Below are 24,065 nucleotides of genomic sequence, written 5' to 3'. Positions count from 1 at the left end.
GGCAGGCGGCGAAGGGGTCATTGGCCCGCGAAAGGCCGCCACGTCAAGCACTTCCGACATAACCATGCCACGGTTTTGCGTCGGGAATGGGTTGAAGCGCAGAATATCGACGGTCGCATTGCCTTAAACAGGAAATATCGCCAGGTGCAGGAAGAAAAAGACGATAAAAAAGGCCGCAAAAAACGGCATATCCTGCTCCGGATCGATAGCTTCATCGACTCCGGCCTGTGGACGGCTGCGGCAAGGCTGGTGGATTTCTGGGAAGATGTCACCATCGCCTCGCGCAAGCTGCATGTCCGCGGCTGGAAGAAGCTCCTCGTCAATCTCACCTGCGACGCGCTGACCTTTGGAACGGCGGGATCGGTCGTGCTTCTGGCGCTTGCCATGCCCGCTTTCGAAGAAACCAAGAAGGACTGGCGTTATCGCGGTGACTTCGCAGTCACCTTCCTCGACCGATACGGCAACACCATCGGTCATCGCGGCATCATCCATGAAGACAGCGTGCCGATCGACCAGATGCCTGATCATTTCATCAAGGCGGTGCTGGCGACCGAGGACCGGCGCTTTTTCGACCATTTCGGTATCGATTTCATCGGCCTTGCCCGCGCCATGAGCGAAAACGCCCGCGCCGGCGGCGTGGTGCAGGGCGGCTCGACGCTGACGCAGCAGCTCGCCAAGAACCTCTTCCTCACCAATGAACGCTCGCTGGAGCGCAAGATCAAGGAAGCCTTCCTCGCGCTGTGGCTCGAGACCAACATGTCGAAGAAGGAAATTTTGAGCCTTTATCTCGACCGCGCCTATATGGGCGGCGGCACCTTTGGTGCTGCTGCGGCCGCGCAGTTTTATTTCGGCAAGAACCTCACCGACGTGACGCTTTCGGAATCCGCCATTCTGGCCGGGCTTTTCAAGGCGCCAGCGAAATATGCACCGCATGTCAACCTTCCGGCGGCGCGTGCCCGCGCGAACACCGTGCTTTCCAACCTCGTGCAGAGCGGGCTGATGACCGAGGGGCAGGTGGTCGGCGCGCGCCGCAACCCCGCCACCGTCATCGACCGCGAAGACGTGAAGGCGCCGGATTATTTCCTCGACTGGGCTTTTGACGAAGTGCAGCGGCTGGCCGCCGCGGGCAAGTTCAAGGATCACACCGTCGTCGTCCGCACCACCATCGACACCGGCCTGCAGCAGGCGGCCGAACAGGCGATGGAAATGGGCCTGCGCGAACTCGGCGAAGGGTATCGCGTCAAGCAGGGCGCGATGGTGATGATCGAAAATGGCGGTGGCGTGCGCGCCATGGTGGGCGGCCGCGACTATGGCGAAAGCCAGTTCAACCGCGCCACGGCGGCGCTGCGCCAGCCGGGTTCCTCCTTCAAGGTCTATACCTATTCGGCCGCCATGGAAAAAGGCATGAAGCCGGAAACGCTGATTTCCGACGCGCCGGTAACCTGGCGCGGCTGGTCGCCGCAGAATTACGGCCGCTCCTATGCGGGTAAGGTGACGCTGCAGATGGCGCTCGCCAAGTCCTACAACACTGTGCCGGTCCGCCTCGCCAAGGACGTGCTCGGCACGCAGGTCATCGTCGATACCGCCAAGGCGATGGGTGTCGCCACGCCGCTGCGCAGCGACAAGACCATCCCGCTCGGCACATCGGAAGTGACGGTACTGGATCAGGCCACCGCCTATGCCGTTTTCCCGGCTGACGGCATGCAGTCGCGCCGCCACGGCATCGAGCAGGTGCTGGATTACGAGGGCAATGTTCTCTACGATTTCAGCCATGACGAGCCGCCCGCCAAACGCGTGCTGTCCGTAGACGCCAATTCGAAGATGAACCAGATGCTGGTGACCATTCCCGTGATGGGTACGGCGCGGCGCGGTGCGCTTGACAATGGCATCGTTTCCGGCGGCAAGACCGGCACTTCACAGGCCTATCGCGATGCCTGGTATGTGGGCTTTACCGGCAACTACACCACCGCCGTCTGGTTCGGTAACGACGATTTCACGCCGATGAACAACATGACCGGCGGTGCGCTGCCCGCCATGACCTTCAAGCGGCTGATGGACTATGCCCATCAGGGCATGGAGCTGCGCCCCATCCCCGGCATCCAGAACCCGCTGCCGACCGGCGCCCGACCGCAGCCTTCTGCGGAAGTGGCAGCCGCAGCCAGCAGCACACCCGCCCTGCCGGCCCTCACCCGTCCCCGCTCGCTCTCGGCCGAGGCGACACGTGTAATCCGCTCCATCGGGCGGAAGATGAAGGAAGCCACGGCGCTGAATGTGACGACGCAGAAGGTGGCGGATGCCGCCATCCGCGATAGCAAAGACGAAGCCGCGCGGCGTTAGGGTGTTTCGGGATACTTATAAGGTATCGTGAGACTTTAGAAGGAATAACAGGCGGAATCCTGCACGTTTAAACAATCTCTGGTTGCCTCCATGACCGGGATGGTCGATCTGCCATCGACGAAAATGAGGTGCGAAACCAATCCAGGCTTCTCCTGCCTGCGAATAATATAATAGTATTTTACGCAAGCTGCCTTTATCCGAGCCTTTAAAGACGTAATATTCCTCAATATTGTTTCTACACTCCAAGATTGAATGGACCTAGCCAGTCAATTCATGTCTAAGTGGGTGCGGTTATCTCTTGTGCGATAACAGCGCGCCCCGGAGGACGGCATGAATGATGCGGCGGAAACGCGCGCGGCGGCGGTTGCTCTCCTCGCCGGACTGTGGTTTGCAGCGGATGCGGCACATGCGCGGGACCCCATGCTGCTGATCGACGAGCCGGGTTTTGAATTGCGCCTGTATTTTCAGGCCGGCATCAATGCCGTTGCCGAACAGAACCTGTTCTGGAACTTTGCCGATCGATTTGCGCCGGACGCCGGCTTCGACAGCGACACGCGCTGGCTTGAGGGCTATTTGATGCCCGGCATCGGTTTTACCGCCGACGCCGGCGACCGGCTTCAGGTCTATGGAAAAATCTCGGCCGTTGCCTCCGGCACGCTCGGCACCGACGCCTTCGATGCCGGTGGCACGGGCGCCGTGACACTCGAAGACGGCTATCTCGGCCTGCGCTCGAAGGCGGAGAGCGGCCCGTTCTTCGATATTTCCCTGGGGCCGCGTCCGTTCAAGACGGGAACGGGCATGCTGATTGCCAATGGCGGATCAAGCGGTTTTGAGCGTGGCGCGTTGAAACTAGGGCCGAGAAAGGCTTGGGAGCAGGCGGCGATCCTCCGGCTCGGCAAGGATGACCTGACGGCCACGGCCTTTTTCATCGACGCGAATGAATTATCCGACAAGGACAGCGGAACGAAGATCGTGGGAGCGGATCTGCGTTATGAACCGCAAGAGGGTCGATATTTCGGCACTACCTTCGGCCATGTGCCGGAATCCGGCTCGCCTTACCCTCGGGCCGCGGCTGGCGGCATCGGCGCACCGGTGATCGTGCCGGGTGCGCGCGAGGGCTTGAGCTTCATCAACGCCCATACCCGTACCAATCCGTTCGATGTGCCATTGCCGGGATTTTTCATCGGCGGCGATATCGCCTATCAATGGAATCCCGACATCGACCTTGCAGCCTGGGGCGGCCGCGCCCAGATCGGCTATGCTTTCGAAGATATTTCATGGATGCCGACCATCGCCTATAGCTACCAGAGCTTCTCCGGCGACGATCCTTCAACCTCGCGTCTCGAACGCTTCGATCCGCTGTATTACGAGGGCAATCCGAGCGCATGGTCGACGGGCACGAAGTCCTCGATGATGTTTCTCAATTCCAACGTCAATGCCCATCAGATCAGCCTGCAGGTGAAGCCAACGCAGGCCGATACATGGACGCTGCGTTACGCGCATATCCGCGCCAACGAGTTGGATAGCCCTATCCAGTTTGGACAGGGCACGCGGCTCGACGACATCTACGGCACGCCCACCCCCGTTGCGGGCGTCGGCAACCGCCATCTCGCCGATGATCTCTATCTGGAATATTCGCGCATCATCAATGCCAATACCTATCTCACCGCCGGCGTCAGCATTTCATTCCCTGGCAAGGGCATGGATTCCCTGACGGCAGAGCATTCGCCGAACTGGCTTGGAGGTTTCGTCAATGTCATCGTCGATTTCTAGAACCCTGCCCGTCCTTCTTGCAGCCATGGTGCCTGTTCTGGCTTACCCCTATGCCGCTGCCAGTCAGCAAGCCGTGCCGCTTTCAGCCGAGCAGTCGGACCCGCTGAAGCTCGGCTGGATGCAGGGCTTTCCGCCGCCGGAAGACAAGATCATCCGCTTTTCGGACAGCGACTATTTCAACTTTCCGAAATTGCGCTGGACAGTGTGCCACTTCCGCCAGCTGATGCCGACGGTCAATGTCAGCCGTGGGCTCGGCGCGCCAGCGGCCCTTGAGCGCAAGCCCGACCCCGCCATCGACGCCGTGACCTTCCGCCCGACAGGCGGTGAGCAGGACATGACGTGGCTACAGTCGCTGTCGGCCAATTATACCGATGGCATCGTCGTGCTGCACAAGGGCGTGCTTGTCTATGAGCGCTATTCCGGTTGCCTCAACGACGCTGGGCAGCATGGGGCAATGTCTGTTACGAAGTCGCTGACAGGCCTTCTCAGTGAAATGCTGGTTGCCGAAGGTGCGCTGGACGAAAATGCCAAGGTCGCGACCGTCGTTCCCGAACTGGAAAAAAGCGCCTTCGGCGACGCCACGATCCGGCAGGTGCTGGATATGACGACGGGCCTGCGTTACAGCGAGGACTATGCCGATCCCAATGCCGATGTGTGGATCTATTCCGCCGCCGGCAATCCGCTTCCGAAGCCCGAGGGTTACGAGGGCCCGCGCAGCTATTTCGACTATCTGAAGACGGTGGTGAAGCAGGGTGAACACGGTTCCACCTTCGGCTACAAGACGATCAACAGCGATGCGCTCGGCTGGATCATTGCCCGCGTATCCGGCAAATCGGTGGCGCAGCTGCTTTCCGAGCGCATCTGGAGCCGGATGGGCGCCGAACAGGACGCCTATTACACCGTCGATTCCACCGGCACGCCCTTTGCCGGCGGCGGGCTGAACGCCGGCCTGCGCGACATGGCGCGCATCGGCCAGCTGCTACTGGACGGCGGTACGATGGGCGGCGAGCGGCTCATTCCCCAAAAGGCGATCGACGCCATCCGTCAAGGCGGCGACAAGGCGGTTTTCGCAAAAGGCGGATATCCGGCGCTGCAGGGTTGGAGCTATCGCGCCATGTGGTGGATCACCCACAATGCCAACGGCGCTTTCATGGCGCGTGGGGTGCACGGCCAGGCGATCTATGTCGATCCCACCGCCGAAATGGTTATTGCCCGCTTTTCCTCGCACCCCGTGGCGAGCAACGCCGCCAACGACGCGACATCGTTACCGGCTTATGAGGCTGTGGCGCGTTACTTGATGGAAAGGGCGGGGAAGCAGTGAGGGCGAGGCGGTGAAGCCGGTGCGAAACAACTGAAGTTTTCTGTCGGAGTGTGTGGCTCACCCCCTCTGTCCTGCCGGACATCTCCCCCACAGGTGGGGAGATCGGTATGGGGCAAGGTTTTGCCTATCTCAACGGTAGAGAATGAAGTGGCGATGTCGCGTCTTGCCGATCTCCCCCCTTGAGGGGGAGATCGGCAAGACAGAGGGGGGTAAGCCGCAAGCTCCACGCTCCGCGATGCCTCACACCAACAACGTCGCCCTAGCCGTCCCCACCACCATATCTGTCAACCCCGCCAGCCTTTCCGCCGCAAGCCGGTTAACCTGCCAATAGAGCGGGATATCGAGCGGCGTGCCGGGAACGACCTCCATCAGCCGCCCTGCCTGCAAATGCTCCCCCACCAATTGAACCGGATTGAGCCCCCAGCCCATGCCGGCAAGGCTCGCCTTCACAAATCCATCGGTCGAAGGCAACCAGTGCGTCGGGTAGGCAATGTCTTCACCCAGCACCTCCCTTACCCAGCTCGCCTGCAGCCGGTCCTTCTGGTTGAAGGTCAAGCCCGGCGCGCAGGCGAGCGTCGCTGATGTTACTCCTTCGGCAAAATGGCGGGTCATGAAATCCGGGCTGGCGGTCGCGTGATATCTGAGTACACCGAGCGGCGTTACCCGGCACCCCTGCACCGGCTTGTCATGGGCGGTCACGGCGGCGAGCACCCTGCCCGCGCGCAGCCATTCCACCGTGTGATCCTGATCGTCGACGGCGATATTAACGAGATAATCGCTGCTACCGGTGAATTTCGACACCGCATCCAGAAACCATGTGCCCAGGCTGTCGGCATTGGTGGCGATGTTGAGCGTCACCCGCTCCTGCGCCGCTCCCGCTTCCGCCAAGGCCGGTAGCTGGCGGAACAATTCGCTTTCCAGCATGCCGACGTGATCCATGTGACGGCAGAGCCACTCACCCTTTTCCGTTGCAACGCAGGGGTTACCGCGCACGATCAACACCACGCCCAGCCGCTCCTCCAGTTGCTTGATACGCTGGGAAACGGCCGATGGCGTGACATGCAGTGCCTGCGCCGCCTTTTCAAAGCTGCCGGTCTGAACAACCAGCGCCGCAGCGCGCATCGCGGGATAGTCCAACATTAGTAACTCTTATTCTGACTGAGATTGTTTAATTTGATTAATCCGTCATGGAGAAATATCCAAGCCCTGCTTCATATTATTTCGACAAAGAGCGGTAGCGGGCGTGGACATCCAGATCTTCTTTACCGGCCTCACCATGGGCCTCAGTCTCATCGTCGCAATTGGCGCGCAGAATGCCTTTGTGCTGAAACAGGGGCTGGCGCGCTCGCATGTGTTTGCCGTCTGCGCCACCTGTGCGATATCGGATGCGCTGCTCATTACCGTCGGCGTGTTCGGTTTCCAGCGGATCAGCGCCATCATGCCGGCGCTTGATCCCATCATGCGTTATGCCGGCGCCGCCTTCCTCATCTGGTATGGTGCCAAAAGCCTGCACTCGGCGTTGCGTTCGTCGGAAGCGCTGTCAGTGGCCGAGCGACGGGAAGCGAGCCTGTGGCAGACGCTGGCCATTTGCCTGGCCCTCACCTTCCTCAATCCGCATGTCTATCTCGACACGGTCGTGCTGCTCGGCACGATTTCCACGCAGTTTCCCGGCTTTGAAAAGACCTTTGCCGCAGGGGCGGCCACCGGCTCGCTGCTGTTCTTCTTTTCGCTGGGCTACGGAGCGCGCTGGCTGCGACCGATCTTCGAAAAACCTTCCGCCTGGCGCATCCTCGAAGGCTTCATCGCCATCACCATGTGGGCCATCGCCTTCAAGCTCGTCATGGGCGCATAGGCCAGGAATTTCGCGCTCCAGTCACTTTCACGAGGACTAAACAAGCCGCGCCATTTTCCAAACAGGGAATCAGTGATAGTCCTCGACCTGTTCATAAACGGGAAAACAGCGTGTTCCGAGTTCCATTCCTTGTCGGCATCGCCCTTCTGATCGCCTTTGGCGGCGGTATTGCCGCAACGCTCGCGGCGCTTGAAGCGACCTCCGGTTTCGGTTCGATCCGTATCGGTTCCTGGGACGCGTTTCCGGAAGCGCAGACGATCGAGGCCGATCCTTATGCCAAGTCGCACCGCGCTGACGCCGGCAAGCTGCTTTACGGAACGGCGGAGGGGCTGGCCTTCACCGCGTCCGTCGACAGCGAGGGCCAGCGCCTGAGCGGCGAATGCCGCTACCGGCTGGCCGGGGCTGTGCCACCAGCACGTTTCTGGACGCTTTACACCGCCGATCAACAGGGCAATGTGCTGGCTGAGGATGCCGGACGGCCATTTGCGCTCAATTCCCGCACGCTTCTGCGCAGCGCCGATGGCGGCATAGACATCACCATTGCTCCGGATGCCCAGACCTATAACTGGCTCGCGGTGCCTCAGGGACAGACCTTCAAGCTCGTCCTGACCCTGCTCGACACGCCTGTGGCCGGCAGTTCCGGCCTGATCGACATTTCCATGCCGCAGATCCGCAAGCTGGGGTGTGGCAATGCTTAGGGTCCTGCTCGCCATCGTCACCGGTCTCGTCGGCGCGGCCGTGCTGCACGTCATCATTCTCCTGGCGATACCGCACTTCAGCAATCGCGACGCCTATACGCGGGCAGTGGCGGAAGGAAAACCGCACCTGTTCCATCTGCTTGAAGAAACGACGGAAAAAAAGACGCTGGGCAGCGGCGATCCCTTCATGCGGGTGGCCGTATGCACCTTCAATATTGAGGAACAGCCGATCCGGCTGACCGCCGTCGGGGCCGTGCCCTTCTGGTCCGTGGCGGTTTACGACAAGGCCTCGAACGAGGTGTTCAGCATGAATGACCGCACATCCGCCGCCGGCGTCATGGATATTCTGGTGGCAGATGCGGTGCAGATCGCCGCCATTCGCAAGGCGCAACCGCCCGCGCTTTCACAGGCAATTCTGGCGGAATCGGATCAGACGGAAGGATATGTGGTTTTGAGGACCCTCGTACCGCAGCCGAGTTTCGGCGAAGAGGCGGAACGGTTCCTGAACGAGGCAAAGTGCCAGCCGACGCCGTGGAAATAACGGCGGCTTATTTTTATTAATCAGGATTTCAAGGCGGTTTCCGGTGCGGATTTGCCCTTGCGCGCAACCTTGCCTGCCGGCTCGCTGTCGCGTTTCTCATAACGAACGCCAGTGAACAGAACCACTTTCGCGGGGCCGATCATCGTGCTGACCACGCCTGCGGGACGCAGGCTTCGTCGGGCGTCAACAAGTGGAATAATGTCTGCCATGCTCTTCTCCTCTTCGGGAGTCAATGTTGCCCATGGGAACCGCGCAAGCCTCGTCTTGCGTCGGGAATTTCATCACCATCACATTGCGCATAATCCAGCCCACAGGCTGGTTTTCGCATATCCCTGAAAACCATCGCGGGTTTTAACGCTGGGCTATGCGGACTTCAGGCATCAGACGCCGGTTCGGCTCTTATTCCGGATTTCAGAATAACATGGAATCCTAATACTGCCCATGAAATTACAAACAGACAGAGGTTAATGATCCGTTAACCCTAATGACCGGGTGGCGTTTTCTCCTTTGCCGAGCCACACCCGTTGAAAACAAAGGCGAGGCCGCAAAGTTCCGCGGCATTTTCCCCGCCACACGATTTTAAAATTTGCCTGTTGATATTGGCGGTTTCTTTCTTGGCGGCACCCATAGTTAACAGGACGTCAACGGATTTGCTCTAAATTGAACCGATATTGTGTTTGCGTTTGTTGGGTAGTGCGTTGACCGACCGGTTTCGAGAACTTGAGAGGCCAAGAGCCGTGAGGAAGAAAGATGTGGTGCTGATGGCCACCGTGACGAATTTCGAGAATGTTCCCCTTCCGTCAAAAACGGATCTCCGGCAATTCGCCGAACTTTTCATGCCGCTTTTTAATGCCTCCACCGATGAAGCCAAGCGGGAGGCAATTGCCGCCCTTTCGCAGCACCCGAACGTGCCTTCCGCGGTTGCCTTCTTCATTGCCTGCCAGCCGATTTCGCTTGCGGCTCCTTTCCTCATTGCCTCGAAGTGCCTCGACGACGACACGCTCATCACCATTGCCCGCACGCAAGGGGCCGCCCACGCACGCGCCATCGTCCGGCGGGAGGATCTCTCCCCCACCGTCATCGACGCGCTCGTGGGCCTGCGGCACATCGAGGACCTCAAGCGACCGCAAGAGGAAACCCCTGCCACTGAACCGCCGGCAGCGGCGAGCATCGAAGCGCCGAAGGCGGAAGTGAAGACGGACAACATCGCCGCGGCTTCCGCGCTCGAAGAGGAAATGCGCCAGCGGATCAAGCAGATGGCGCGCCATCTCAACCGCCCGGAAAGCGATGTCCTCGGCCTTCGCCGCCTCAGCGAGGTGCAGGACGCGCTGCTGGTACGTTTTGCCCGCGAACGCAATGCGCGGCAGTTCGCGGTGGCGCTGGCAGATTCCCTCTCCTCCAGCTACTGGCTGTCGGAGCGCATCATGCTCGATATATCGGGCACGCAGCTTGCCACCACGCTGACCGGCCTCGGCATGGAATTTTCCGAGGCCGCCTTCGTCTTGCAGTGCTTCTATCCGCATCTTTCCGCCGCGGAAGGCGATATGAGCCGGGCGGAAGCCCTGCTTGACCGTCTCAACACCGTGGAATGCGAAGAGCGGCTGGAAAGCTGGCGGCGCGCCGACAGCTACACCCATGGCCGCGAGCGGCCGGGCCGTAGCGCACCGGCTGCGCAGAGAACCGGGACGCAGGGTTAAGCGCGCTGGCCTTGCATCTTCAGTAGTGCGAGGTCATTCGCGGATGGAGAACCGGATTCCACTTTCCCTGGTTCTAGGCTTTGGGCTGATCCACCAGCGTCAGCAACGTTCCGATGTCATCGGTTTCGATCTCCACGACCCACAGGTCGCTGTCGAACCGCCGCTCCCTTTCCAGCAGGGCAGCACTTTCCTCGCCCTCGACACCGGCCAGACGCGTTTCGAAACGGCGCTCGGCGCGGATGATGTCCTCGTCCTCAGCGAAACTTTGCGGGGCGGGTCCATAGAGGTTCTCGCGGCCGTCACGCAGCCGCTGGCGAACGAAGATAGCGCCCGCCTCCTCCGCACCCTTCTTTTCGACAGCGGCAAATCCACCGGCAGCGAAGACGCGGCGGATGAGGGCTGAGACGAACATTTCGGATTTGAGGCGCATGGGTTTGCTTTCGATTTTTGCGCTGCCTAGGTGGGTGGGGTTTCGATGTTGATTTTTAAGCTGACGAAGGTGTGCGTGGCTTTACCCCCCCTCTGCCCTGCCGGGCATCTCCCCCTCAAGGGGGGAGATCGGCAAGCGGATAAGTCTCCCCCATCTCAACACTTGCGAATGAAGTGGTGGTAGCGCCTCCTGCCGATCTCCCCCCTTGAGGGGGAGATGCCCGGCAGGGCAGAGGGGGGTAGAGCCACACACGCCCCACGCTGCTGTCAAAGCCTCAAAGCGCCCCGATAGACTTCAGCTTCTTCAGCACGGCCTCACTCGGCTCGCCGGTTTCCGGCAGACGGTAGTGTTTTTCGAACGCCCTGATGGCATTGCGGGTCTGCTGGCCGGCCACGCCGTCCACCTTCACATCGGCATAGGCGATATTGATCAGCCCCTGCTGGATCTTGGCGATGAGATCGCGGCTTGCGGGTTTCGCGGCGCTGTTGAGGGAGACCGGTTCGGCCTTGGGATGCGGCGCTTCCGCCTTGCGAATGGCGGCGGCAACGGGGTCGATTTCGACACCGCCGCTGCTATCGGCAGGCCGGTCCTTCGGGATCGCGGCAACCGTTGCGCCATCAATCCTGAGCGCCGCCAGCACCCGGCTTGTCGGCTCGCCGGTCTGTTCCATGCCGAGCGTTTCTTCGAAGAACATAATGGCGGCGGCCGTCTTCGGTCCCATGCGACCGTCCGCCTCGCCCTCATAAAGCCCGCGCTTCTTCAGTTCGCCCTGAATGTCGGCGACGATCTGTTGCGGTTTCTGGCTTTCGGCGACGGGTTGCGCCGGCGTTTCGGCCGCAGGCTGCTGCTGTGCCGTTTCCGTTTCTGCCGGGCGCTCTATGCGGAATGTGGTGACGTTGCCATGAGTGCCGAGTGGTTCGGCCGGGCGGTAACCGGCGATGCCGTTCGGGTTTTCCGCATCGCGCGTGCGCAGGAAGGGCGACGGGTGCACACCAGGCTGGTACCAGAGCGCGTTGGCGGCGACAAAACCGAAGACGACCGCGAAGGCACCGCAGCCGCCCACCAGTTTCGGATGGCGCAGGATTTCGCGCCCGATGGCCGAAACCACCAAGGAAACAATCCCGGCGCCAATCTGGGCCGTTGTTTTCTTAGGCGATTTTCGCTTTCGCGGGGCCATCGTCACCGTCCTTTCTCATTTTCGCGGCCATGTCGCCAAGCTGCCGAATGCGCGGTGGGAACTCCACCATGCTTTCGGCGTCAGCGCTTTCGCCGCCACCCGCCATGCCGGAACCATCGGCAGGCAAAGTGATCGTTACGACCGTCCCCTCGCCGGGCTTGCTGGCGATGGCGAATGTGCCGCCATGCAGAGCCACGAGCCCCTTGACCAGGGACAATCCCAGACCCGTGCCTTCATAGCGACGGGTATATTCATTCTGTACCTGCATGAAGGGCTGGCCCAGCAGTTCAATCTTGTCAGACGCGATGCCGATGCCGGTGTCGCTCACCGTCAATTTCAGCATTGCGCCTTCGCGCGCAGCGTCGATCGATACCACACCACCGGCATCGGTGAATTTTATGGCATTGCCGGCGAGGTTAATGAGAACCTGACGGATGGCGCGCTGATCGGCCGAGATTTCACCGATGCCACGCTGGATGCGGCTGGTCAGGGTCAGGCCCTTTTCTTTCGCCTGGAGGCCGAGCATCGCTTCGCAGGACGAGATGGTTTCCGCAATCGGGAAGCTTTCCATCATCAGCTCGTAACGGCCGGCTTCCAGCTTGCTCATATCGAGCATTGTGTTGACGACGGACAGAAGATGGGCGCCAGACTGGCGGATGAGGCCGACATATTCCCGCTGACGGTCGTTCTCCAGCCGTCCGAAATATTCGCCGGCGAGAATATCGGAGAAACCGAGGACGGCATTGAGCGGCGTGCGCAGTTCATGGCTGACGGCAGCGAGGAAGCGCGACTTGGCGTCATTGGCGGATTCCGCCTCGGCTGCCTTGCGGGCGACATCGCGGCGCAGACGCTCCATCTCGGTAATATCGGTGAGCTGGGCGACGATGCGGCGCAGGCGACCTGTCGCGCCGCGAATGGCGGTCATCTCGATACGGGCGTGCATGAATTGCGCCTGACGCGATTTCGCACCGGTCTCGAAGCGGAGTTCGGCGGTTGCCCTGTCCTCACCCTGCCGGAGGACGTCGAAAGCCTGCATCAGTTCGATACGATCGGAGACATAGACATATTCAACGAGGATATGTCCTTTGCTGGCTTGAAGGTCGGCCGGGAATGCCGCGCAATCGCGACCGGACACGTGTTCGACGAAGCCGGTTTCACCGATCACAAGCACCAGACCCGGCACCTGCGATGCCGCGATCAGATCGTCGTTCACCGAGGAAACCGAATGAGCGGATGCGCCGTGCGCAGAATGGGAGAAGGCGATCAGCAGGGCGGCGGCGGCCAGAAACAGCGCCAGCACCAGGGCCGCACCGATGGGCAGCGCGATGGCGGGGCTGACGACGAGGCTGAAAATGGCTGGTACAACCACAAGGCCGACGGCGCTGAAGGCAATCAGCCAGCGCAGGCGCGCAACGGTCCCGGCGCGCCTTTCGGCGTCCTCTTCCATGCGCGCAAGCCATCTGCCCGCTGCATGGTCGACCAGTGCGACCGCTTTTTCTCTCATATTACGCAATACCAAACCCGAATCCTGAAGGCGGTTCCAACGGCTCCGACAATAGAAGGCGGCGGCTTAAGGAATGGATAAAAAGAATGGGCTGAAAAGCCCGTCAAATGCGTGACAGTCCCATTACGGGGCATTTCCAGGAAGCTTTGCCAATCATGGTTAATGACGGGTAAGCGACGGATTTCGCTTCATTTTTGCCATCGCGTTAACTTTTGCGGCAGAGCTTTTCGCCGCTTTCGCCCGGAACGCGCGGCCTCTGTCGCAATTATGCTTAACATGGACCGTTAAAATGCGAGTGAATTGATGGCCGCCGTCCCGATCCGAGGAAAATAGATACAATTTGAATTAAATTGCGCCGCTTTTTGCAATCGGCTGTTCGCCGGTCGTCTGTAGGTTGTTCACAAGCCCGAAAAACGGGACAAAGGCCGATGACCCGAAACCGGGCGGGGCTTTCGAAAACAAAGATCATCTGGCAGGGTGTCTGACAATGTGGTTTCTGATCAAAGGAACATTCTGGTTTTCGCTGGTACTGGTGGCGCTGTCCTATTTCGGCAGCAGCAACGATCCGGCCAAGGAACCTTCGGCCTTCGATATTCCCAGCGCCGTTTCGGCTGCCGGCGAGGCCTATCGTTATGTCAGCGCCATCTGCATCGAAAAGCCCGATGTCTGCATCAAGGGCGCCGAAACCTTCCATGCGCTGGGCGAAAGGGCAAAGGAAGGGGCAAAGGTTGCCTATGAACTGCTGGACAAGCAGCTTGCCTCCGGGGACAAGCCCGCCGATGTTGCCGACGTTGCGGCAGAAGCCGAAAAGCTTGCAGCGGCACCCGTTGTCAGCGTCGAGTTTCCCGCAGATGCCGACATGCTGAAGACCGGCACCGTCATTCCCCTGCCGCAGAAGCGCCCTGCTCCCTGATCCTGCCGGCCACCGCGCCCGCCTTTATTGCGGATGGAGATTTCCTTCCGCCACTGCCTGCCAAACTTGCCCACGGAACCTGTTTTCCGTGGGCTTTTTCGTGGGCTATGGTTCAAAACCGACCGCACTTCACCTATATCGTGACGAAGACCTGCAATAACGGATGATACGGCGCACAAATGGCCTCTCTCGAAACGATCCTTGACGACTTCGCTTTCCTCGATGACTGGGAGGATCGCTATCGTTATGTCATCGAACTCGGCAAGGCGCTGCCCGATCTGCCGGAAGACAAGCGCACGGCTGAAAACAAGGTTCAGGGGTGCGCCAGCCAGGTCTGGCTCGTCAGCTATAGCGACGGCGCCGAAGACCCTCTCCTGACCTTCGAGGGTGATTCGGATGCGCATATCGTGCGCGGCCTCGTCGCCATCGTGCTTGCGGTCTATTCCGGCAAAAGGGCCTCCGAAATCGCCGGTCTCGACGCGATCGAGGTATTCGACAAAATAGGGCTCGTGGAACATCTGTCGTCGCAGCGCGCCAACGGCCTGCGCTCGATGATCAAGCGTATCCGCGAGGAAGCCCGGCTGCTTACCGCCTGAGATTTATCGCGTCATCGATGGGCGATAATCAGCATCGCCCCAATGGTGTTCTTTCCCGCCTGCACGGGTTGCAGTCGGCGCGTAGTGGCGGGCCAGCGCCAGCAATGCGGCACGCAGCAGCAATTTTGCCGAACGCGCTGGCCATTGCCTCTCGCGTTCCACCGTCTCCAGTCCCTTTTCGAAACAGCAGATATCGATAGCCACGCCGGATAATTCAGGCCCCATCGCCTCGGCTGCGCGGGAAAACCGTGTTCTTGCGGCCATTGCTGCCTCGGTGAGTTCGAGCGCGCCTCCCGCCTCACCCTTTGTGCGGCTCGCCGTTCTGGGTTCCCATGTCGCCGTCACCCTGGGATTGAGGTGGCCGCGATGAAAATCGGCGGCCAGCCGCTCCCCCGCCTCCAGCGCATCCGGTGGAAAGAATGCCGCGCCGTCGCGCTCCTTCAGCCTTGAAAGGCTGATCAGCTGCGAGGTGTTGAGGTTACGTCTGGCCGACTGCTTCGCATCGCCGATATCCACGACAACCGTCTGCATATCCCGATGCTGCTCCTGAAAAATCTCGTCGCGGTCTTTTGTCATTGCGCGTTTCAGGTAGGAGGCGAGCGGCGGCGCCGCATGAAGGGTGTTTTCCCGCAGCTCGACCAGCCCGGACGAAACGGCAAGCCGCACCGTCGCGGCCGGAAGCCGTAGCGCGGGATGCCCTGCCCGCCCCCGGCGCAGCACAATATCGCCCCCCTCCGGGGACATCTCGGCTGCGCCGGCGGCGATGCACCGCAGCAGCCGCAATAGATGAGGATCGGAGGAGGCAGCCGGCATAGGTTTCGTCTCAGTCATCCCGGCCCCCTGTCATCACGTTGACGATACTGCCGGTAAGCCGCTCGAGCGTGGCGACAAACTCGTCAAATGCCGGTTCGTCCCGTCGGTCCTCGACCACCTGGCAGGCATGGCCGACCGTCGTCCTGTCCCGGCCGAAGCAGGGTCCGATATCCGACATGGGAATGCCGAGCTGCACATGGCACACATACATGGCGATCTGGCGGACGTGGCACTCCATGCGCCTGATGTCGCGGCGCACCGGCGTTCGCTCACCCGTCAATCGCACCATCTCCCCGGTGAGTTGCCGCACCAGACGGCAAAGACGGGAAATGTCATCCCGCCCGCCCGCAGACGGCCACGAACGAATGGGACGATCACGCACCCGCAGGCAAGGCCGCGCGGCAGCAGACAGAAACACGGTATCCGACGGCATATGCAACTCCTCTACAAATAGGAATTAATTCATACACCTGAGGAGAAGCCAGGGGAAGCGCAAATTTTGCGATGGAGTTCAGGCCATTGACATGCCTTGATTTTCTCGAAAGTGATGGACGTAATTGAGGATTTTTTTCCTCATCCGATATTGCGCGAGACGATAAAAAGCCGATCTCCACGCTGGCTGGCCGGTGATGATTTTCCCTGGAGACTGGATGATGGCTAGCAGCGGCGCCCGCAGGCTTTCGCCGCGTAGCATCCGGCGTGCAGCGCAATAAGGTTCCCTATCGCGAAAGGGTTGTTTCTCACGGCGCGGATACGACGTTGATGGCGGCCTTATGATGCTCGGCTTCGTTCCCGGGGAACGGCACGCCAAGGCGTGGTCTTCAATCCCGAAAACAAAATCGGCCGGTCTAAGGACCGGCCGTATTAACTTGCGACTTCCGGCTTTCACTGCAAGCCGGACTGTCTTCGAAAATCAGCGGTTGGCCTTGCGGCGCTGACCGAGACCCATTTCCTTGGCGAGCCGCGAGCGGGCTTCGGCATAGGCGGGCGCGACCATTGGATAATCGACCTGCAGGTCCCATTTTTCGCGGTATTCTTCCGGCGTCATGCTGTGATGCGTCGTGAGATGGCGCTTGAGCGACTTGAAGGAGCCGCCGCATTCCAAACAGACGATATGATCGTCCTGAACCGACTTGCGGACAGAGACGGCCGGCTTCTGCTTTTCAACATTGACCGCTACCGATGCCGGCGCGGACGTTCCGCTGAGCGCCGTGTGAACATCCGAAATAAGGCCGGGAAGCTCCGTTACCGGGACGACGTGGTTGCTAACATAGGCAGCCACAATATCCGCCGTCAGTTCGACCAGCAGATCCTGGGCGTTACCGTATGCAGTTTCCGTCATTTAAGTATCTCCTGTTAGTGATCCCCTGACGCGGGCGAACGCCGCATCGAGCGATGTGAAGTTACCGGTGCCCCCACCTTCGCCCTGTTGAAACCAACGTGAAATCTACCCCTAGATTTCAAGCGAAAACCGGAAACGTATTGGTCCGAGATTCAACTTATGACCCGCGACATGGGCAGCAATGGTCCTGAGACCCGTAGATTAGACATTAATAAAATGCCTATGCCGACTATGAAGAGGCTAGATGCAAATCGCGATTAGCAACTTTACACTTAATTTGGATAACAGCAAAACAGCAAAAGTCAAATTCCTGCTGTGAATTTTTTAGTTCAAAACAGTCTAATCGGAATACAAAAAATTACGGGTAATAAAATACTATGCCTAGTAGTAATTGAAAACGCGCACCCCCTATTATTAGGGGGTAATTCAACTTCAAATTTTCTTGAGGTCATCAACTACCGATTTAACGGAAAGCGGATAACCTGCCTTGTGCGCAGCCATTGCAAGAAGATGCGCGGAAACCGGCGCCGTCAGAACGAAAAAGAAGAAACCGGCGAGCGCCCGAGCCAGCGTCGATATATCCATAGAGTGGATGCCCACCGCCAGAAGCAGCAGGCCGGAGCCGACCGTCCCCGCCTTGGATGCGGCATGCATGCGGGTGTAAACATCAGGCAGGCGATTGAGCCCGATTGCGGCGATCAGTGAAAAGGCGGCACCCGAGATCATCAGCGCCGCAACCAGGATAGCAACGATCCAACCCATTACCGCCTTCCCTTTTCTTTTCCGCTATTCACCTGAATTTTCGAGGGGTTCTCAGCGAATTCAGACCGGCGTGCGCCATCCAGAACCCCTTTCGGGCCGCGCCCGCCATCCGGTCCGCGCGACAGCACGAACCGCGCGAACGCCACCGTGGCCAGAAAACCGACGAGCCCGAGGGCAATGGCAATGTCGACATAGAGATTGAAGCCGGTGCGGATGGCAATGACCGCAATGAAGCCGATGGCGATGCCCACCAGCATGTCCAGCGCGACGATACGGTCCGGCAAGGTGGGACCAACGACAACGCGGTAGACTGTCAGCAAAAAGGCCACCGAGAGAACAACCAGCGCAAGTATATTTGCAAATGAAACTATCTGTTCCGGCGTCATTGCTGAAACGCCTCCATGATCTTCTTTTCGAAGCCGTTCTTAATGTCGTTTTTTGCGGTTTCGATATCGCTGCAATCGATTGCGTGCACGTAGAGCATCTTTCTGTCAGGGGAAACATCGACGGAAAGCGTGCCGGGCGTGAGCGTGATGAGATTGGCGAGCAGCGTGATTTCGAAATCCGTGGTTACGGTCAGCGGATAGGCAAAAATGCCGGGTTGAACGTCCAGTTTCGGGCGTGTCACCATCACGGCAACCTTCCAGGCGGAAAGCGCAAGCTCCTTGAAGAACAACAGCACCAGCGACAACACGCGGCCAAGACGCAGCCAGTGATTGCGCCCGCCGGGAAGCTGGTGGCGGATAAGCCAGAGCGCCAGCGTGGAGACGATGAGGGCGAAGATGATGTTTGCCAGCGTCAGGCTGCCCGTTACCGCAAGCCATACCGCCACGAACAGCAGTTGCACGACATAGAGGCTCATGGCTTGCCTCCTTCTGGAAAGACCGAATGAATATAGGCTTGCGGGTTCCCGAGCCCGGCTGCGGCATCCTGGCTGAGATCAAGCAGGCTTTCGGGAAACAGGCCGAAGAACACGACCAGCAGCGTCAGCGCGACCAGCGGCGCGACGGAGGGCGCCGCGGCGGGCAAGGAGGGTTGCGGCAATGGCTTTGCCGCCGGACGCCAGAAACACAGAAGGAAGACGCGTCCGAAGGCGATGGTGGCGATGAAACCGGAGAGGAGAATGGCGGCGGCCAGCCACCATGCGCCGATATCGATCGCCGATTTGACCAGGACCGCCTTCGGCCAGAAGCCGGAAAAGGGCGGCAGGCCGGAACCGGCGAAAAACAGCGCGAGCGCAAGCGCCGAAAACCACGGAGCCTGCCGGTAAAGGCCGCCAAGCACCGTGAGGCTGAAACCGCCGCCGAGACGGGCGGCGTGGCCTGCGGCAACGTAGAGCGCCGTCATCAGCACCATGGAATGCAGCGCGTAGAAGATCGCGCCTGAGACGCCTGACGGCGTGCCGATGGCGATGCCCGCCATCATGTAGCCGATGCCGGATATGACGATATAACCGAGCATCCGGCGAATATCGTTCTGGGCGAGCGCACCCATGGCGCCGAGCAACATTGTCAGCGCGGCGGAAGCGGCGATGACGATGCTGAGTTCCTCCCGCTCGACCGGGAACAGCATGACCATGACGCGCAGCAGCGAATAGATGCCGACCTTGGTGAGCAGTCCACCGAACAGGGCGGAGACGACGATGCGCGGCGTGTGATAGGAAGCGGGAAGCCAGAAATTCACCGGAAAAGCCGCCGCCTTCATGGCGAAGGCAAGCGTGAAGAGGCTGGCAAGCGTCATCAGCGGCGCGGTTTCGCGCAGTCCGTTTGCCTTCAACGCGATATCGGCCATGTTGAGCGTGCCGAAGATGGCGTAGAGATAACCCACCGTGATCAGGAAAAGCGTCGTGCCGATGAGGTTCAGGACGGCATATTTCAACGCGCCGTCGATCTGCTCCCGCGTCGAGCCGAGCACGATGAGGCCGAAGGACGAGATCAGCAGCACTTCGAACCAGACATAGAGGTTGAAGATGTCTCCGGTCAGGAACGCGCCGGTAACGCCGGCCATCAGCAGCATCAGGAAGGGATAGAAGCCGTAACGTCTGCCGCTGGCGTCAATATCGCTGCCGGCGTGAATGGCGCCGGCCAGCGCGACGATGGCGGCCGCGAGTGACAGCAACGCGCCGGTGAGATCGGCCGTGAAGGCGATGCCGAAGGGCGGCAGCCAGCGGCCCATGACCATGGTGAACGGCCCCTGCGTGGCAACCTTCCATAAGAGCGCGGCATCGAGAACCACGAGGAGGGCCAGCGCGGCGATGGCGACCGGCGCATGGTAGCGAATGGCGTGGCGCATCATCATCAGCACCGCGCCCGCGCCGATGCACAGCGCGATCGGAAGAATGATCAGCCAGTCCGGCAGCGGCACGGGCGCCATGACGAGCGCGGCGGAAAGATCGGTAACAGCGGAGGTGGGGGATGAAGCCATGTCGTTTCAGCCTCGCCGCTCAATAACCGAGCGGCGGCAGGGGCTCGCCTGCCGGTTCTGCGGTGCGCATTTCATCGGTATCGTCGGTCTGCAACTCCTGAAACGCGCGCCATGTCAGGACCAGCAGGAAACAGAAGAATGAAAAGGAAATCACGATCGCCGTCAGGATGAGCGCCTGCGGCAGCGGATTGGCAGCCCCTGCGGGCAGCGTGTCCATGCCCGCCGGAATGATCGGCGGCACCTCCCGGGTGAGCCGCCCCGCCGTGAAGAGCAGCAGGTTGACCGCATTGCCGAGAATGGCGATGCCCAGCAGCACGCGGATGCTGTGACGTGACAGCATGAGGTAGATCGCGACCGAGAAGAAGACGCCGACGAGAATGGAGAAGATCGCTTCCATCAGTCGCTTTCCCTTTCTTCCAGCGCCAGCGCAATGGATGTGATGGCACCGACCACGACCAGATAGACACCGATATCGAAGGACATGACGGTGGAGAGCGCCAGTTCGACGCCGAAGAGGTTCGGATAGACCCAAAGCCCGGTCATGAAGGGCACGCCGGCGACAATGGAAACGAGGCCGGAGAGCATCGAAAGCAGGAGCCCTGCCCCGGCAATCGCCAGCGGGTGAAAGAAGATTGCGCGCCGCACCGCCGCCACGCCATAGGCGATGCCGTAGATCGCCAGCGCCGAGACCGCGATCAGGCCGCCGATGAAGCCGCCGCCCGGCTCGTTATGGCCGCGCAGCAGGACGAAGATGGAAAACAGCACCATCAGGCTGGTGACGACGGGCGCCACGGTGCGCAGAATAAGCGTGTTCATGCCCGCGCTCCCTTCTTTTTGAACCTTTTCGCCGGCTCCTTGACCGCGGCAGGGCGGATACGGATCAGCGCCAGGATGGCAAGGCCCGTTATCATCACGACAGCGATTTCTCCCAGCGTATCCGTGCCGCGGAAATCGACGATGATGACGTTGACGACGTTCGCTCCATGGGCGATGACCTTGGAATAGCTGTTGTAGAAATCGGTCAGGCGATTGTCGAAGCTCACCTGCGTCGCGCGCATCAGGTAAAGCGCAAAGCCAGTCCCGCAGGCGATTGCAATGCTGCTGTCCAAGAGCTTCTGGCCAAGGCCGCGATGGTCGGATGGCGACAGGCGCAACCGGGTCATCACCAGCGTCAATATGACGACGGACAGCGTTTCCACCATGAACTGCGTGAAGGACAGGTCCGGGGCGCCGAACAGCAGGAAGATGACTGCCACCGCGAAGCCCTGGATGCCGAGCGCGATGATCGCCGTCAGGCGGCTCGACGCCGTCAGCACAGCGATGAGCCCTGCCACGGCAATGGCGATGAAGGTCAGTTCATGGATCGGCGCATCCCGCGGCCATGACGGCATGGACGGCAATTCGCCATAAAGAAACAGCGGCACGAGCAGCACGGCGGCGATGACAGCGAAAGTGGCGGTAACGTAAAATTCGAGACGGCCCGGCTGGATCAGCCGGGTGATGTGGAACGACATTTTCACCAGCATTTCGATGAAGACGTCAAAGCCTCGGTCCGGCCCTGCCCCCAGCGCCCTGAAGGTGCGGTCGATCAGGCCACGGACAGCGGAAAGCTGCGTATAAAGGACGATGCCGAGTGCGATGGTGAGCAGCGACAGGCCGAGCGGCACGCCGATATGCGGAATGAGCGAGATTTCCACCGGTCGCGCCTCACCGGCAATGGCGCTTGCCATGGGTGTCGAGATGTAGAAATGCGCGATGCCGGAGAACAGAGCGATGGTGAGCCCCTTCAGCGCCAGAAGCGCCGGGCCAAGCCAGAGCAGCAGCGGGCCTTCATGTGCATGTTTCGGGGTCTTTACCGGCTTGCCGAGAAAGGGTTTCAACGCCACTGCAAAGGCGACGGCAAACATCAGCCCGTTGCCGAGAATGGCAATGCCGGTGAACAGCACGGCACGCGGATTGCCATGCGCGAGCGCATAATAAATCTCTTCCTTGGCAAGAAAACCAAAGAAGGGCGGCAGGCCGGCCATGGAAATCGCGGCCGCCAGCGCCGCCGCAAAGGTGACGGGCATGGCTCTTCGCAGGCCGCCAAGCTTCGTCACGTCGCGTGTGCCGGTCTCATGGTCGATGATACCGGCGACCATGAACAGTGCGCCCTTGAACAGGGAATGCGCCACCAGATAGAGCACCGCCGCCTCGATGGCATGGTCGGAGCCGAAACCCGTCAGCATGACCAGCAGGCCGAGCGACGACACCGTGGTATAGGCGAGCATCAGCTTGAGATCGGTCTGGCGTATGGCAAGCAGCGCGCCGGTGAGCATGGTCAGCCCGCCGAAGAAGGGCAGCAGTATCTGCCAGGCGGCGGTATCGCCCAGAACCGGATTAAGCCGCATCAGCAGATAGACGCCGGCCTTCACCATGGTCGCGGAATGCAGATAGGCCGAAACGGGGGTAGGCGCCTCCATGGCGTTGGGCAGCCAGAAATGAAAGGGAAACTGCGCCGATTTGGTGAAGGCACCGCCGAGCACCAGCAGCAGCGCGGCCAGATAAAACGGGCTGTCACGCAGGATATCGCCGCTGCGCACCAGCATCGACAGCTGCGTCATCCCGCTCATGTCCCAGATGAAGATCAGCCCGGCAAGCAGCAGCAGTCCGCCGCCGCCGGTCACCACCAGTGCCTGCAATGCGGCGCGGCGCGAGGCGGCACGTTCATGGTCGAAACCGATCAGCAGGAAGGAGGTGATGGAGGTCAGCTCCCAGTAGACGAACAGCATCAGCAGACTGTCCGAGACGACGACGCCCAGCATCGCGCCCATGAACAGCAGCAGGAAAGACAGGAATCGGCCCTGCTGCGGATGCCCCTTCATGTAGCCGCCGGCATAAAGCACGATCAGCAGGCCGATGCCGGTGATCAGCAGCGCAAAGGTGAGCGACAGGCCGTCGATGAACCAGGAAAAGCTGAGATTGAAACTTGGGACCCAGGCATAACCGCCCGTCACCACGCCGCCAGCCGCCACCTGCGGCAACATCAGTGCGAAATGGACAAAGGAAAGCGCCGGCGCAATCGCCAGTATCCAGGCGGCATTGTGCCCGAATCTCTTCACCAGCGCCGGTGCGGCGAGCGCCGCGAGAAACGGCAGAAATAGCGACAGAAATGTCATCGGCGTGACATCGGACGTCATTCATATCTCCCGGGGTGTCCCCCACCCCTGCGCGCCATGGCCGGCGTTCTTGTTTCAAATCGGATTTTTCAGTTAAGGCATACGCAATGCCTTCTCAACCCAAATCGACTCCCGGTCCCGTTTCATAACGGAGTCGTTATGGGATATGTCCTCTTTCAATCCGCCATGGCGATGATTATCTGAGGCATGAACAGAAAGGATCATTCCATGAGCGATCTGACATCCCCAAAAGTGAAGAAGACCGACGCCGAATGGCGTGAGCAGCTGACGCCGGAGCAATATCGCATCCTGCGCGAGCACGGCACCGAGCGCGCCTTTACCGGGCCCTATTGGGACACATTCCAAAAAGGCCTCTACCGCTGTGCGGCGTGCGACGAGCCGCTGTTCCTCTCCGACACGAAATTCGACGCCGGCTGCGGCTGGCCAAGCTATTTCGAACCGGTGAAGCCCGGCGCAGTGACGGAACATCGCGACGCCAGCCATGGCATGGTGCGCACTGAAATCCGCTGCGCCAATTGCGGCGGTCATCTCGGCCACGTCTTCCCCGATGGCCCGCCGCCCACCGGTCTGCGTTATTGCATCAACGGCCATTCGATGGTGTTCGAGCCGGTCTGAGCCATGCCGCGTATTTCTTCTCCCCGGCGGGGAGAAGGTGGCCCGAAGGGTCGGATGAGGGGGCTACGTTAGCGATATTCGGAGAGCTTGC

25 protein-coding genes are annotated in these 24,065 nt (G+C 60.4%); 10 read left to right on the top strand and 15 right to left on the bottom strand.

Annotated elements, in window-relative coordinates; translation table 11 throughout:
- Positions 1-144 precede the first annotated feature (144 nt).
- The 3 genes from AGR2A_RS06170 (at position 145) to AGR2A_RS06160 (ending at position 5,431) form a co-directional block, all read left to right on the top strand.
- Positions 145-2,337 (top strand): transglycosylase domain-containing protein, encoded by a 2,193-nt coding sequence (locus tag AGR2A_RS06170; RefSeq protein WP_035210867.1) that lies wholly within the window; start codon positions 145-147, stop codon positions 2,335-2,337.
- A 330-nt stretch (positions 2,338-2,667) separates the two neighbouring features.
- Positions 2,668-4,110, top strand: coding sequence for an alginate export family protein (locus tag AGR2A_RS06165; RefSeq protein ID WP_072494168.1), 1,443 nt, complete (start codon positions 2,668-2,670; stop codon positions 4,108-4,110).
- 25 nt (positions 4,111-4,135) lie between these two features.
- Positions 4,136-5,431 carry a serine hydrolase domain-containing protein gene (locus tag AGR2A_RS06160; RefSeq protein WP_072494888.1) on the top strand — a complete coding sequence of 432 codons (1,296 nt, stop codon included), beginning with the start codon at positions 4,136-4,138 and terminating at the stop codon, positions 5,429-5,431.
- 240 nt (positions 5,432-5,671) lie between these two features.
- Here AGR2A_RS06160 and AGR2A_RS06155 read toward each other — a convergent pair whose 3' ends face one another.
- Positions 5,672-6,571, bottom strand: coding sequence for a LysR family transcriptional regulator ArgP (locus tag AGR2A_RS06155; RefSeq protein ID WP_006700074.1), 900 nt, complete (start codon positions 6,569-6,571; stop codon positions 5,672-5,674).
- 103 nt (positions 6,572-6,674) lie between these two features.
- Between AGR2A_RS06155 and AGR2A_RS06150 the strand changes: the two genes are divergently transcribed.
- The 3 genes from AGR2A_RS06150 to AGR2A_RS06140 all read left to right on the top strand — a co-directional run bounded on the left by AGR2A_RS06150 (position 6,675) and on the right by AGR2A_RS06140 (position 8,522).
- Positions 6,675-7,283 carry a LysE/ArgO family amino acid transporter gene (locus AGR2A_RS06150; RefSeq protein WP_072494167.1) on the top strand — a complete coding sequence of 203 codons (609 nt, stop codon included), beginning with the start codon at positions 6,675-6,677 and terminating at the stop codon, positions 7,281-7,283.
- 110 nt (positions 7,284-7,393) lie between these two features.
- Complete coding sequence (locus AGR2A_RS06145; RefSeq protein ID WP_004440683.1) at positions 7,394-7,981, top strand: DUF1214 domain-containing protein; 588 nt, start codon at positions 7,394-7,396, stop codon at positions 7,979-7,981.
- Positions 7,974-8,522: a DUF1254 domain-containing protein gene (locus tag AGR2A_RS06140; RefSeq protein WP_072494166.1), complete on the top strand. Its 549-nt coding sequence runs from the start codon at positions 7,974-7,976 to the stop codon at positions 8,520-8,522. Before AGR2A_RS06145 ends, AGR2A_RS06140 begins: the two co-directional genes overlap by 8 nt.
- 20 nt (positions 8,523-8,542) lie before the next feature.
- Here the strand turns inward: AGR2A_RS06140 and AGR2A_RS06135 are convergent, their stop codons facing one another.
- Positions 8,543-8,731, bottom strand: coding sequence for a hypothetical protein (locus AGR2A_RS06135; protein ID WP_004440680.1), 189 nt, complete (start codon positions 8,729-8,731; stop codon positions 8,543-8,545).
- A 552-nt stretch (positions 8,732-9,283) separates the two neighbouring features.
- Here AGR2A_RS06135 and AGR2A_RS06130 point away from each other — a divergent pair.
- The gene (locus AGR2A_RS06130; protein WP_234800385.1) at positions 9,284-10,219 is read left to right on the top strand and encodes a DUF2336 domain-containing protein; all 936 of its coding nucleotides are present in this window, start codon (positions 9,284-9,286) and stop codon (positions 10,217-10,219) included.
- A gap of 73 nt (positions 10,220-10,292) precedes the next feature.
- Here the strand turns inward: AGR2A_RS06130 and AGR2A_RS06125 are convergent, their stop codons facing one another.
- The 3 genes from AGR2A_RS06125 to AGR2A_RS06115 form a co-directional block, all read right to left on the bottom strand.
- Complete coding sequence (locus AGR2A_RS06125) at positions 10,293-10,649, bottom strand: DUF1491 family protein (protein WP_045532458.1); 357 nt, start codon at positions 10,647-10,649, stop codon at positions 10,293-10,295.
- Positions 10,650-10,923: 274 nt separating this feature from the next.
- Entirely contained in the window at positions 10,924-11,826 is a 903-nt protein-coding gene (locus tag AGR2A_RS06120) for a peptidoglycan-binding domain-containing protein (protein WP_022555835.1), read from the bottom strand.
- The gene (locus AGR2A_RS06115; protein ID WP_006700070.1) at positions 11,798-13,330 is read right to left on the bottom strand and encodes a sensor histidine kinase; all 1,533 of its coding nucleotides are present in this window, start codon (positions 13,328-13,330) and stop codon (positions 11,798-11,800) included. The genes AGR2A_RS06120 and AGR2A_RS06115 overlap by 29 nt, the downstream gene beginning before the upstream one ends.
- Before the next feature lie 487 nt (positions 13,331-13,817).
- On the opposite strand from AGR2A_RS06115, the gene AGR2A_RS06110 reads away from it, so the two are divergent.
- A complete protein-coding gene (locus AGR2A_RS06110) occupies positions 13,818-14,243 on the top strand; it encodes a DUF5330 domain-containing protein (RefSeq protein ID WP_004440675.1) in 426 nt (141 codons plus the stop codon).
- Between the two features lie 179 nt (positions 14,244-14,422).
- The gene (locus tag AGR2A_RS06105; protein ID WP_072494165.1) at positions 14,423-14,839 is read left to right on the top strand and encodes a SufE family protein; all 417 of its coding nucleotides are present in this window, start codon (positions 14,423-14,425) and stop codon (positions 14,837-14,839) included.
- A gap of 3 nt (positions 14,840-14,842) precedes the next feature.
- On the opposite strand, the gene AGR2A_RS06100 is transcribed toward AGR2A_RS06105, so the two are convergent.
- The 10 genes from AGR2A_RS06100 to AGR2A_RS06055 all read right to left on the bottom strand — a co-directional run bounded on the left by AGR2A_RS06100 (position 14,843) and on the right by AGR2A_RS06055 (position 23,359).
- Positions 14,843-15,670, bottom strand: coding sequence for a DUF6456 domain-containing protein (locus tag AGR2A_RS06100; RefSeq protein ID WP_072494164.1), 828 nt, complete (start codon positions 15,668-15,670; stop codon positions 14,843-14,845).
- The gene (locus tag AGR2A_RS06095) at positions 15,663-16,085 is read right to left on the bottom strand and encodes a helix-turn-helix domain-containing protein (protein WP_006700068.1); all 423 of its coding nucleotides are present in this window, start codon (positions 16,083-16,085) and stop codon (positions 15,663-15,665) included. The genes AGR2A_RS06100 and AGR2A_RS06095 overlap by 8 nt, the downstream gene beginning before the upstream one ends.
- 480 nt (positions 16,086-16,565) lie before the next feature.
- The gene (gene ros / locus AGR2A_RS06090) at positions 16,566-16,994 is read right to left on the bottom strand and encodes a MucR family transcriptional regulator Ros (RefSeq protein WP_004440665.1); all 429 of its coding nucleotides are present in this window, start codon (positions 16,992-16,994) and stop codon (positions 16,566-16,568) included.
- 432 nt (positions 16,995-17,426) lie between these two features.
- A complete protein-coding gene (gene mnhG / locus AGR2A_RS06085; protein WP_004440653.1) occupies positions 17,427-17,756 on the bottom strand; it encodes a monovalent cation/H(+) antiporter subunit G in 330 nt (109 codons plus the stop codon).
- Positions 17,756-18,142: a cation:proton antiporter gene (locus AGR2A_RS06080; RefSeq protein WP_006700067.1), complete on the bottom strand. Its 387-nt coding sequence runs from the start codon at positions 18,140-18,142 to the stop codon at positions 17,756-17,758. Before AGR2A_RS06080 ends, mnhG begins: the two co-directional genes overlap by 1 nt.
- Complete coding sequence (locus AGR2A_RS06075) at positions 18,139-18,618, bottom strand: Na+/H+ antiporter subunit E (RefSeq protein ID WP_035210819.1); 480 nt, start codon at positions 18,616-18,618, stop codon at positions 18,139-18,141. Before AGR2A_RS06075 ends, AGR2A_RS06080 begins: the two co-directional genes overlap by 4 nt.
- Positions 18,615-20,180: a Na+/H+ antiporter subunit D gene (locus tag AGR2A_RS06070; protein WP_072494163.1), complete on the bottom strand. Its 1,566-nt coding sequence runs from the start codon at positions 20,178-20,180 to the stop codon at positions 18,615-18,617. The genes AGR2A_RS06075 and AGR2A_RS06070 overlap by 4 nt, the downstream gene beginning before the upstream one ends.
- Positions 20,181-20,199: 19 nt before the next feature.
- A complete protein-coding gene (locus tag AGR2A_RS06065; RefSeq protein WP_022555831.1) occupies positions 20,200-20,577 on the bottom strand; it encodes a Na+/H+ antiporter subunit C in 378 nt (125 codons plus the stop codon).
- Positions 20,577-20,996, bottom strand: a complete 420-nt coding sequence (locus tag AGR2A_RS06060; RefSeq protein ID WP_004440637.1) for a Na(+)/H(+) antiporter subunit B — start codon at positions 20,994-20,996, stop codon at positions 20,577-20,579. The genes AGR2A_RS06065 and AGR2A_RS06060 overlap by 1 nt, the downstream gene beginning before the upstream one ends.
- Positions 20,993-23,359 carry a putative monovalent cation/H+ antiporter subunit A gene (locus AGR2A_RS06055; RefSeq protein WP_004440634.1) on the bottom strand — a complete coding sequence of 789 codons (2,367 nt, stop codon included), beginning with the start codon at positions 23,357-23,359 and terminating at the stop codon, positions 20,993-20,995. Before AGR2A_RS06055 ends, AGR2A_RS06060 begins: the two co-directional genes overlap by 4 nt.
- A 207-nt stretch (positions 23,360-23,566) precedes the next feature.
- On the opposite strand from AGR2A_RS06055, the gene msrB reads away from it, so the two are divergent.
- Positions 23,567-23,974: a peptide-methionine (R)-S-oxide reductase MsrB gene (gene msrB, locus AGR2A_RS06050; protein WP_004440632.1), complete on the top strand. Its 408-nt coding sequence runs from the start codon at positions 23,567-23,569 to the stop codon at positions 23,972-23,974.
- The last annotated feature ends 91 nt before the right edge of the window (positions 23,975-24,065 follow it).

The organism is Agrobacterium genomosp. 2 str. CFBP 5494 (genome assembly GCF_900013495.1).
GTDB lineage: Bacteria > Pseudomonadota > Alphaproteobacteria > Rhizobiales > Rhizobiaceae > Agrobacterium > Agrobacterium pusense.
Note: the sequence above shows the minus strand (reverse complement) of the source record. Positions and strands in the feature narration are given on the sequence as shown.

Excerpts from the sequence above, each read along its gene's own strand:
- AGR2A_RS06165 (WP_072494168.1), top strand. The coding sequence starts at position 2,668 with ATGAATGATGCGGCGGAAACGCGCGCGGCGGCGGTTGCTCTCCTCGCC.
- AGR2A_RS06160 (WP_072494888.1), top strand. The coding sequence starts at position 4,136 with ATGGTGCCTGTTCTGGCTTACCCCTATGCCGCTGCCAGTCAGCAAGCC.
- AGR2A_RS06155 (WP_006700074.1), bottom strand. The coding sequence starts at position 6,571 with ATGTTGGACTATCCCGCGATGCGCGCTGCGGCGCTGGTTGTTCAGACC.
- AGR2A_RS06140 (WP_072494166.1), top strand. The coding sequence starts at position 7,974 with ATGCTTAGGGTCCTGCTCGCCATCGTCACCGGTCTCGTCGGCGCGGCC.
- AGR2A_RS06135 (WP_004440680.1), bottom strand. The coding sequence starts at position 8,731 with ATGGCAGACATTATTCCACTTGTTGACGCCCGACGAAGCCTGCGTCCC.
- AGR2A_RS06130 (WP_234800385.1), top strand. The coding sequence starts at position 9,284 with ATGGCCACCGTGACGAATTTCGAGAATGTTCCCCTTCCGTCAAAAACG.
- AGR2A_RS06125 (WP_045532458.1), bottom strand. The coding sequence starts at position 10,649 with ATGCGCCTCAAATCCGAAATGTTCGTCTCAGCCCTCATCCGCCGCGTC.
- AGR2A_RS06120 (WP_022555835.1), bottom strand. The coding sequence starts at position 11,826 with ATGGCCCCGCGAAAGCGAAAATCGCCTAAGAAAACAACGGCCCAGATT.
- AGR2A_RS06115 (WP_006700070.1), bottom strand. The coding sequence starts at position 13,330 with ATGAGAGAAAAAGCGGTCGCACTGGTCGACCATGCAGCGGGCAGATGG.
- AGR2A_RS06110 (WP_004440675.1), top strand. The coding sequence starts at position 13,818 with ATGTGGTTTCTGATCAAAGGAACATTCTGGTTTTCGCTGGTACTGGTG.
- AGR2A_RS06105 (WP_072494165.1), top strand. The coding sequence starts at position 14,423 with ATGGCCTCTCTCGAAACGATCCTTGACGACTTCGCTTTCCTCGATGAC.
- AGR2A_RS06100 (WP_072494164.1), bottom strand. The coding sequence starts at position 15,670 with ATGACTGAGACGAAACCTATGCCGGCTGCCTCCTCCGATCCTCATCTA.
- AGR2A_RS06095 (WP_006700068.1), bottom strand. The coding sequence starts at position 16,085 with ATGCCGTCGGATACCGTGTTTCTGTCTGCTGCCGCGCGGCCTTGCCTG.
- ros (WP_004440665.1), bottom strand. The coding sequence starts at position 16,994 with ATGACGGAAACTGCATACGGTAACGCCCAGGATCTGCTGGTCGAACTG.
- mnhG (WP_004440653.1), bottom strand. The coding sequence starts at position 17,756 with ATGGGTTGGATCGTTGCTATCCTGGTTGCGGCGCTGATGATCTCGGGT.
- AGR2A_RS06080 (WP_006700067.1), bottom strand. The coding sequence starts at position 18,142 with ATGACGCCGGAACAGATAGTTTCATTTGCAAATATACTTGCGCTGGTT.
- AGR2A_RS06075 (WP_035210819.1), bottom strand. The coding sequence starts at position 18,618 with ATGAGCCTCTATGTCGTGCAACTGCTGTTCGTGGCGGTATGGCTTGCG.
- AGR2A_RS06070 (WP_072494163.1), bottom strand. The coding sequence starts at position 20,180 with ATGGCTTCATCCCCCACCTCCGCTGTTACCGATCTTTCCGCCGCGCTC.
- AGR2A_RS06065 (WP_022555831.1), bottom strand. The coding sequence starts at position 20,577 with ATGGAAGCGATCTTCTCCATTCTCGTCGGCGTCTTCTTCTCGGTCGCG.
- AGR2A_RS06060 (WP_004440637.1), bottom strand. The coding sequence starts at position 20,996 with ATGAACACGCTTATTCTGCGCACCGTGGCGCCCGTCGTCACCAGCCTG.
- AGR2A_RS06055 (WP_004440634.1), bottom strand. The coding sequence starts at position 23,359 with ATGACGTCCGATGTCACGCCGATGACATTTCTGTCGCTATTTCTGCCG.
- msrB (WP_004440632.1), top strand. The coding sequence starts at position 23,567 with ATGAGCGATCTGACATCCCCAAAAGTGAAGAAGACCGACGCCGAATGG.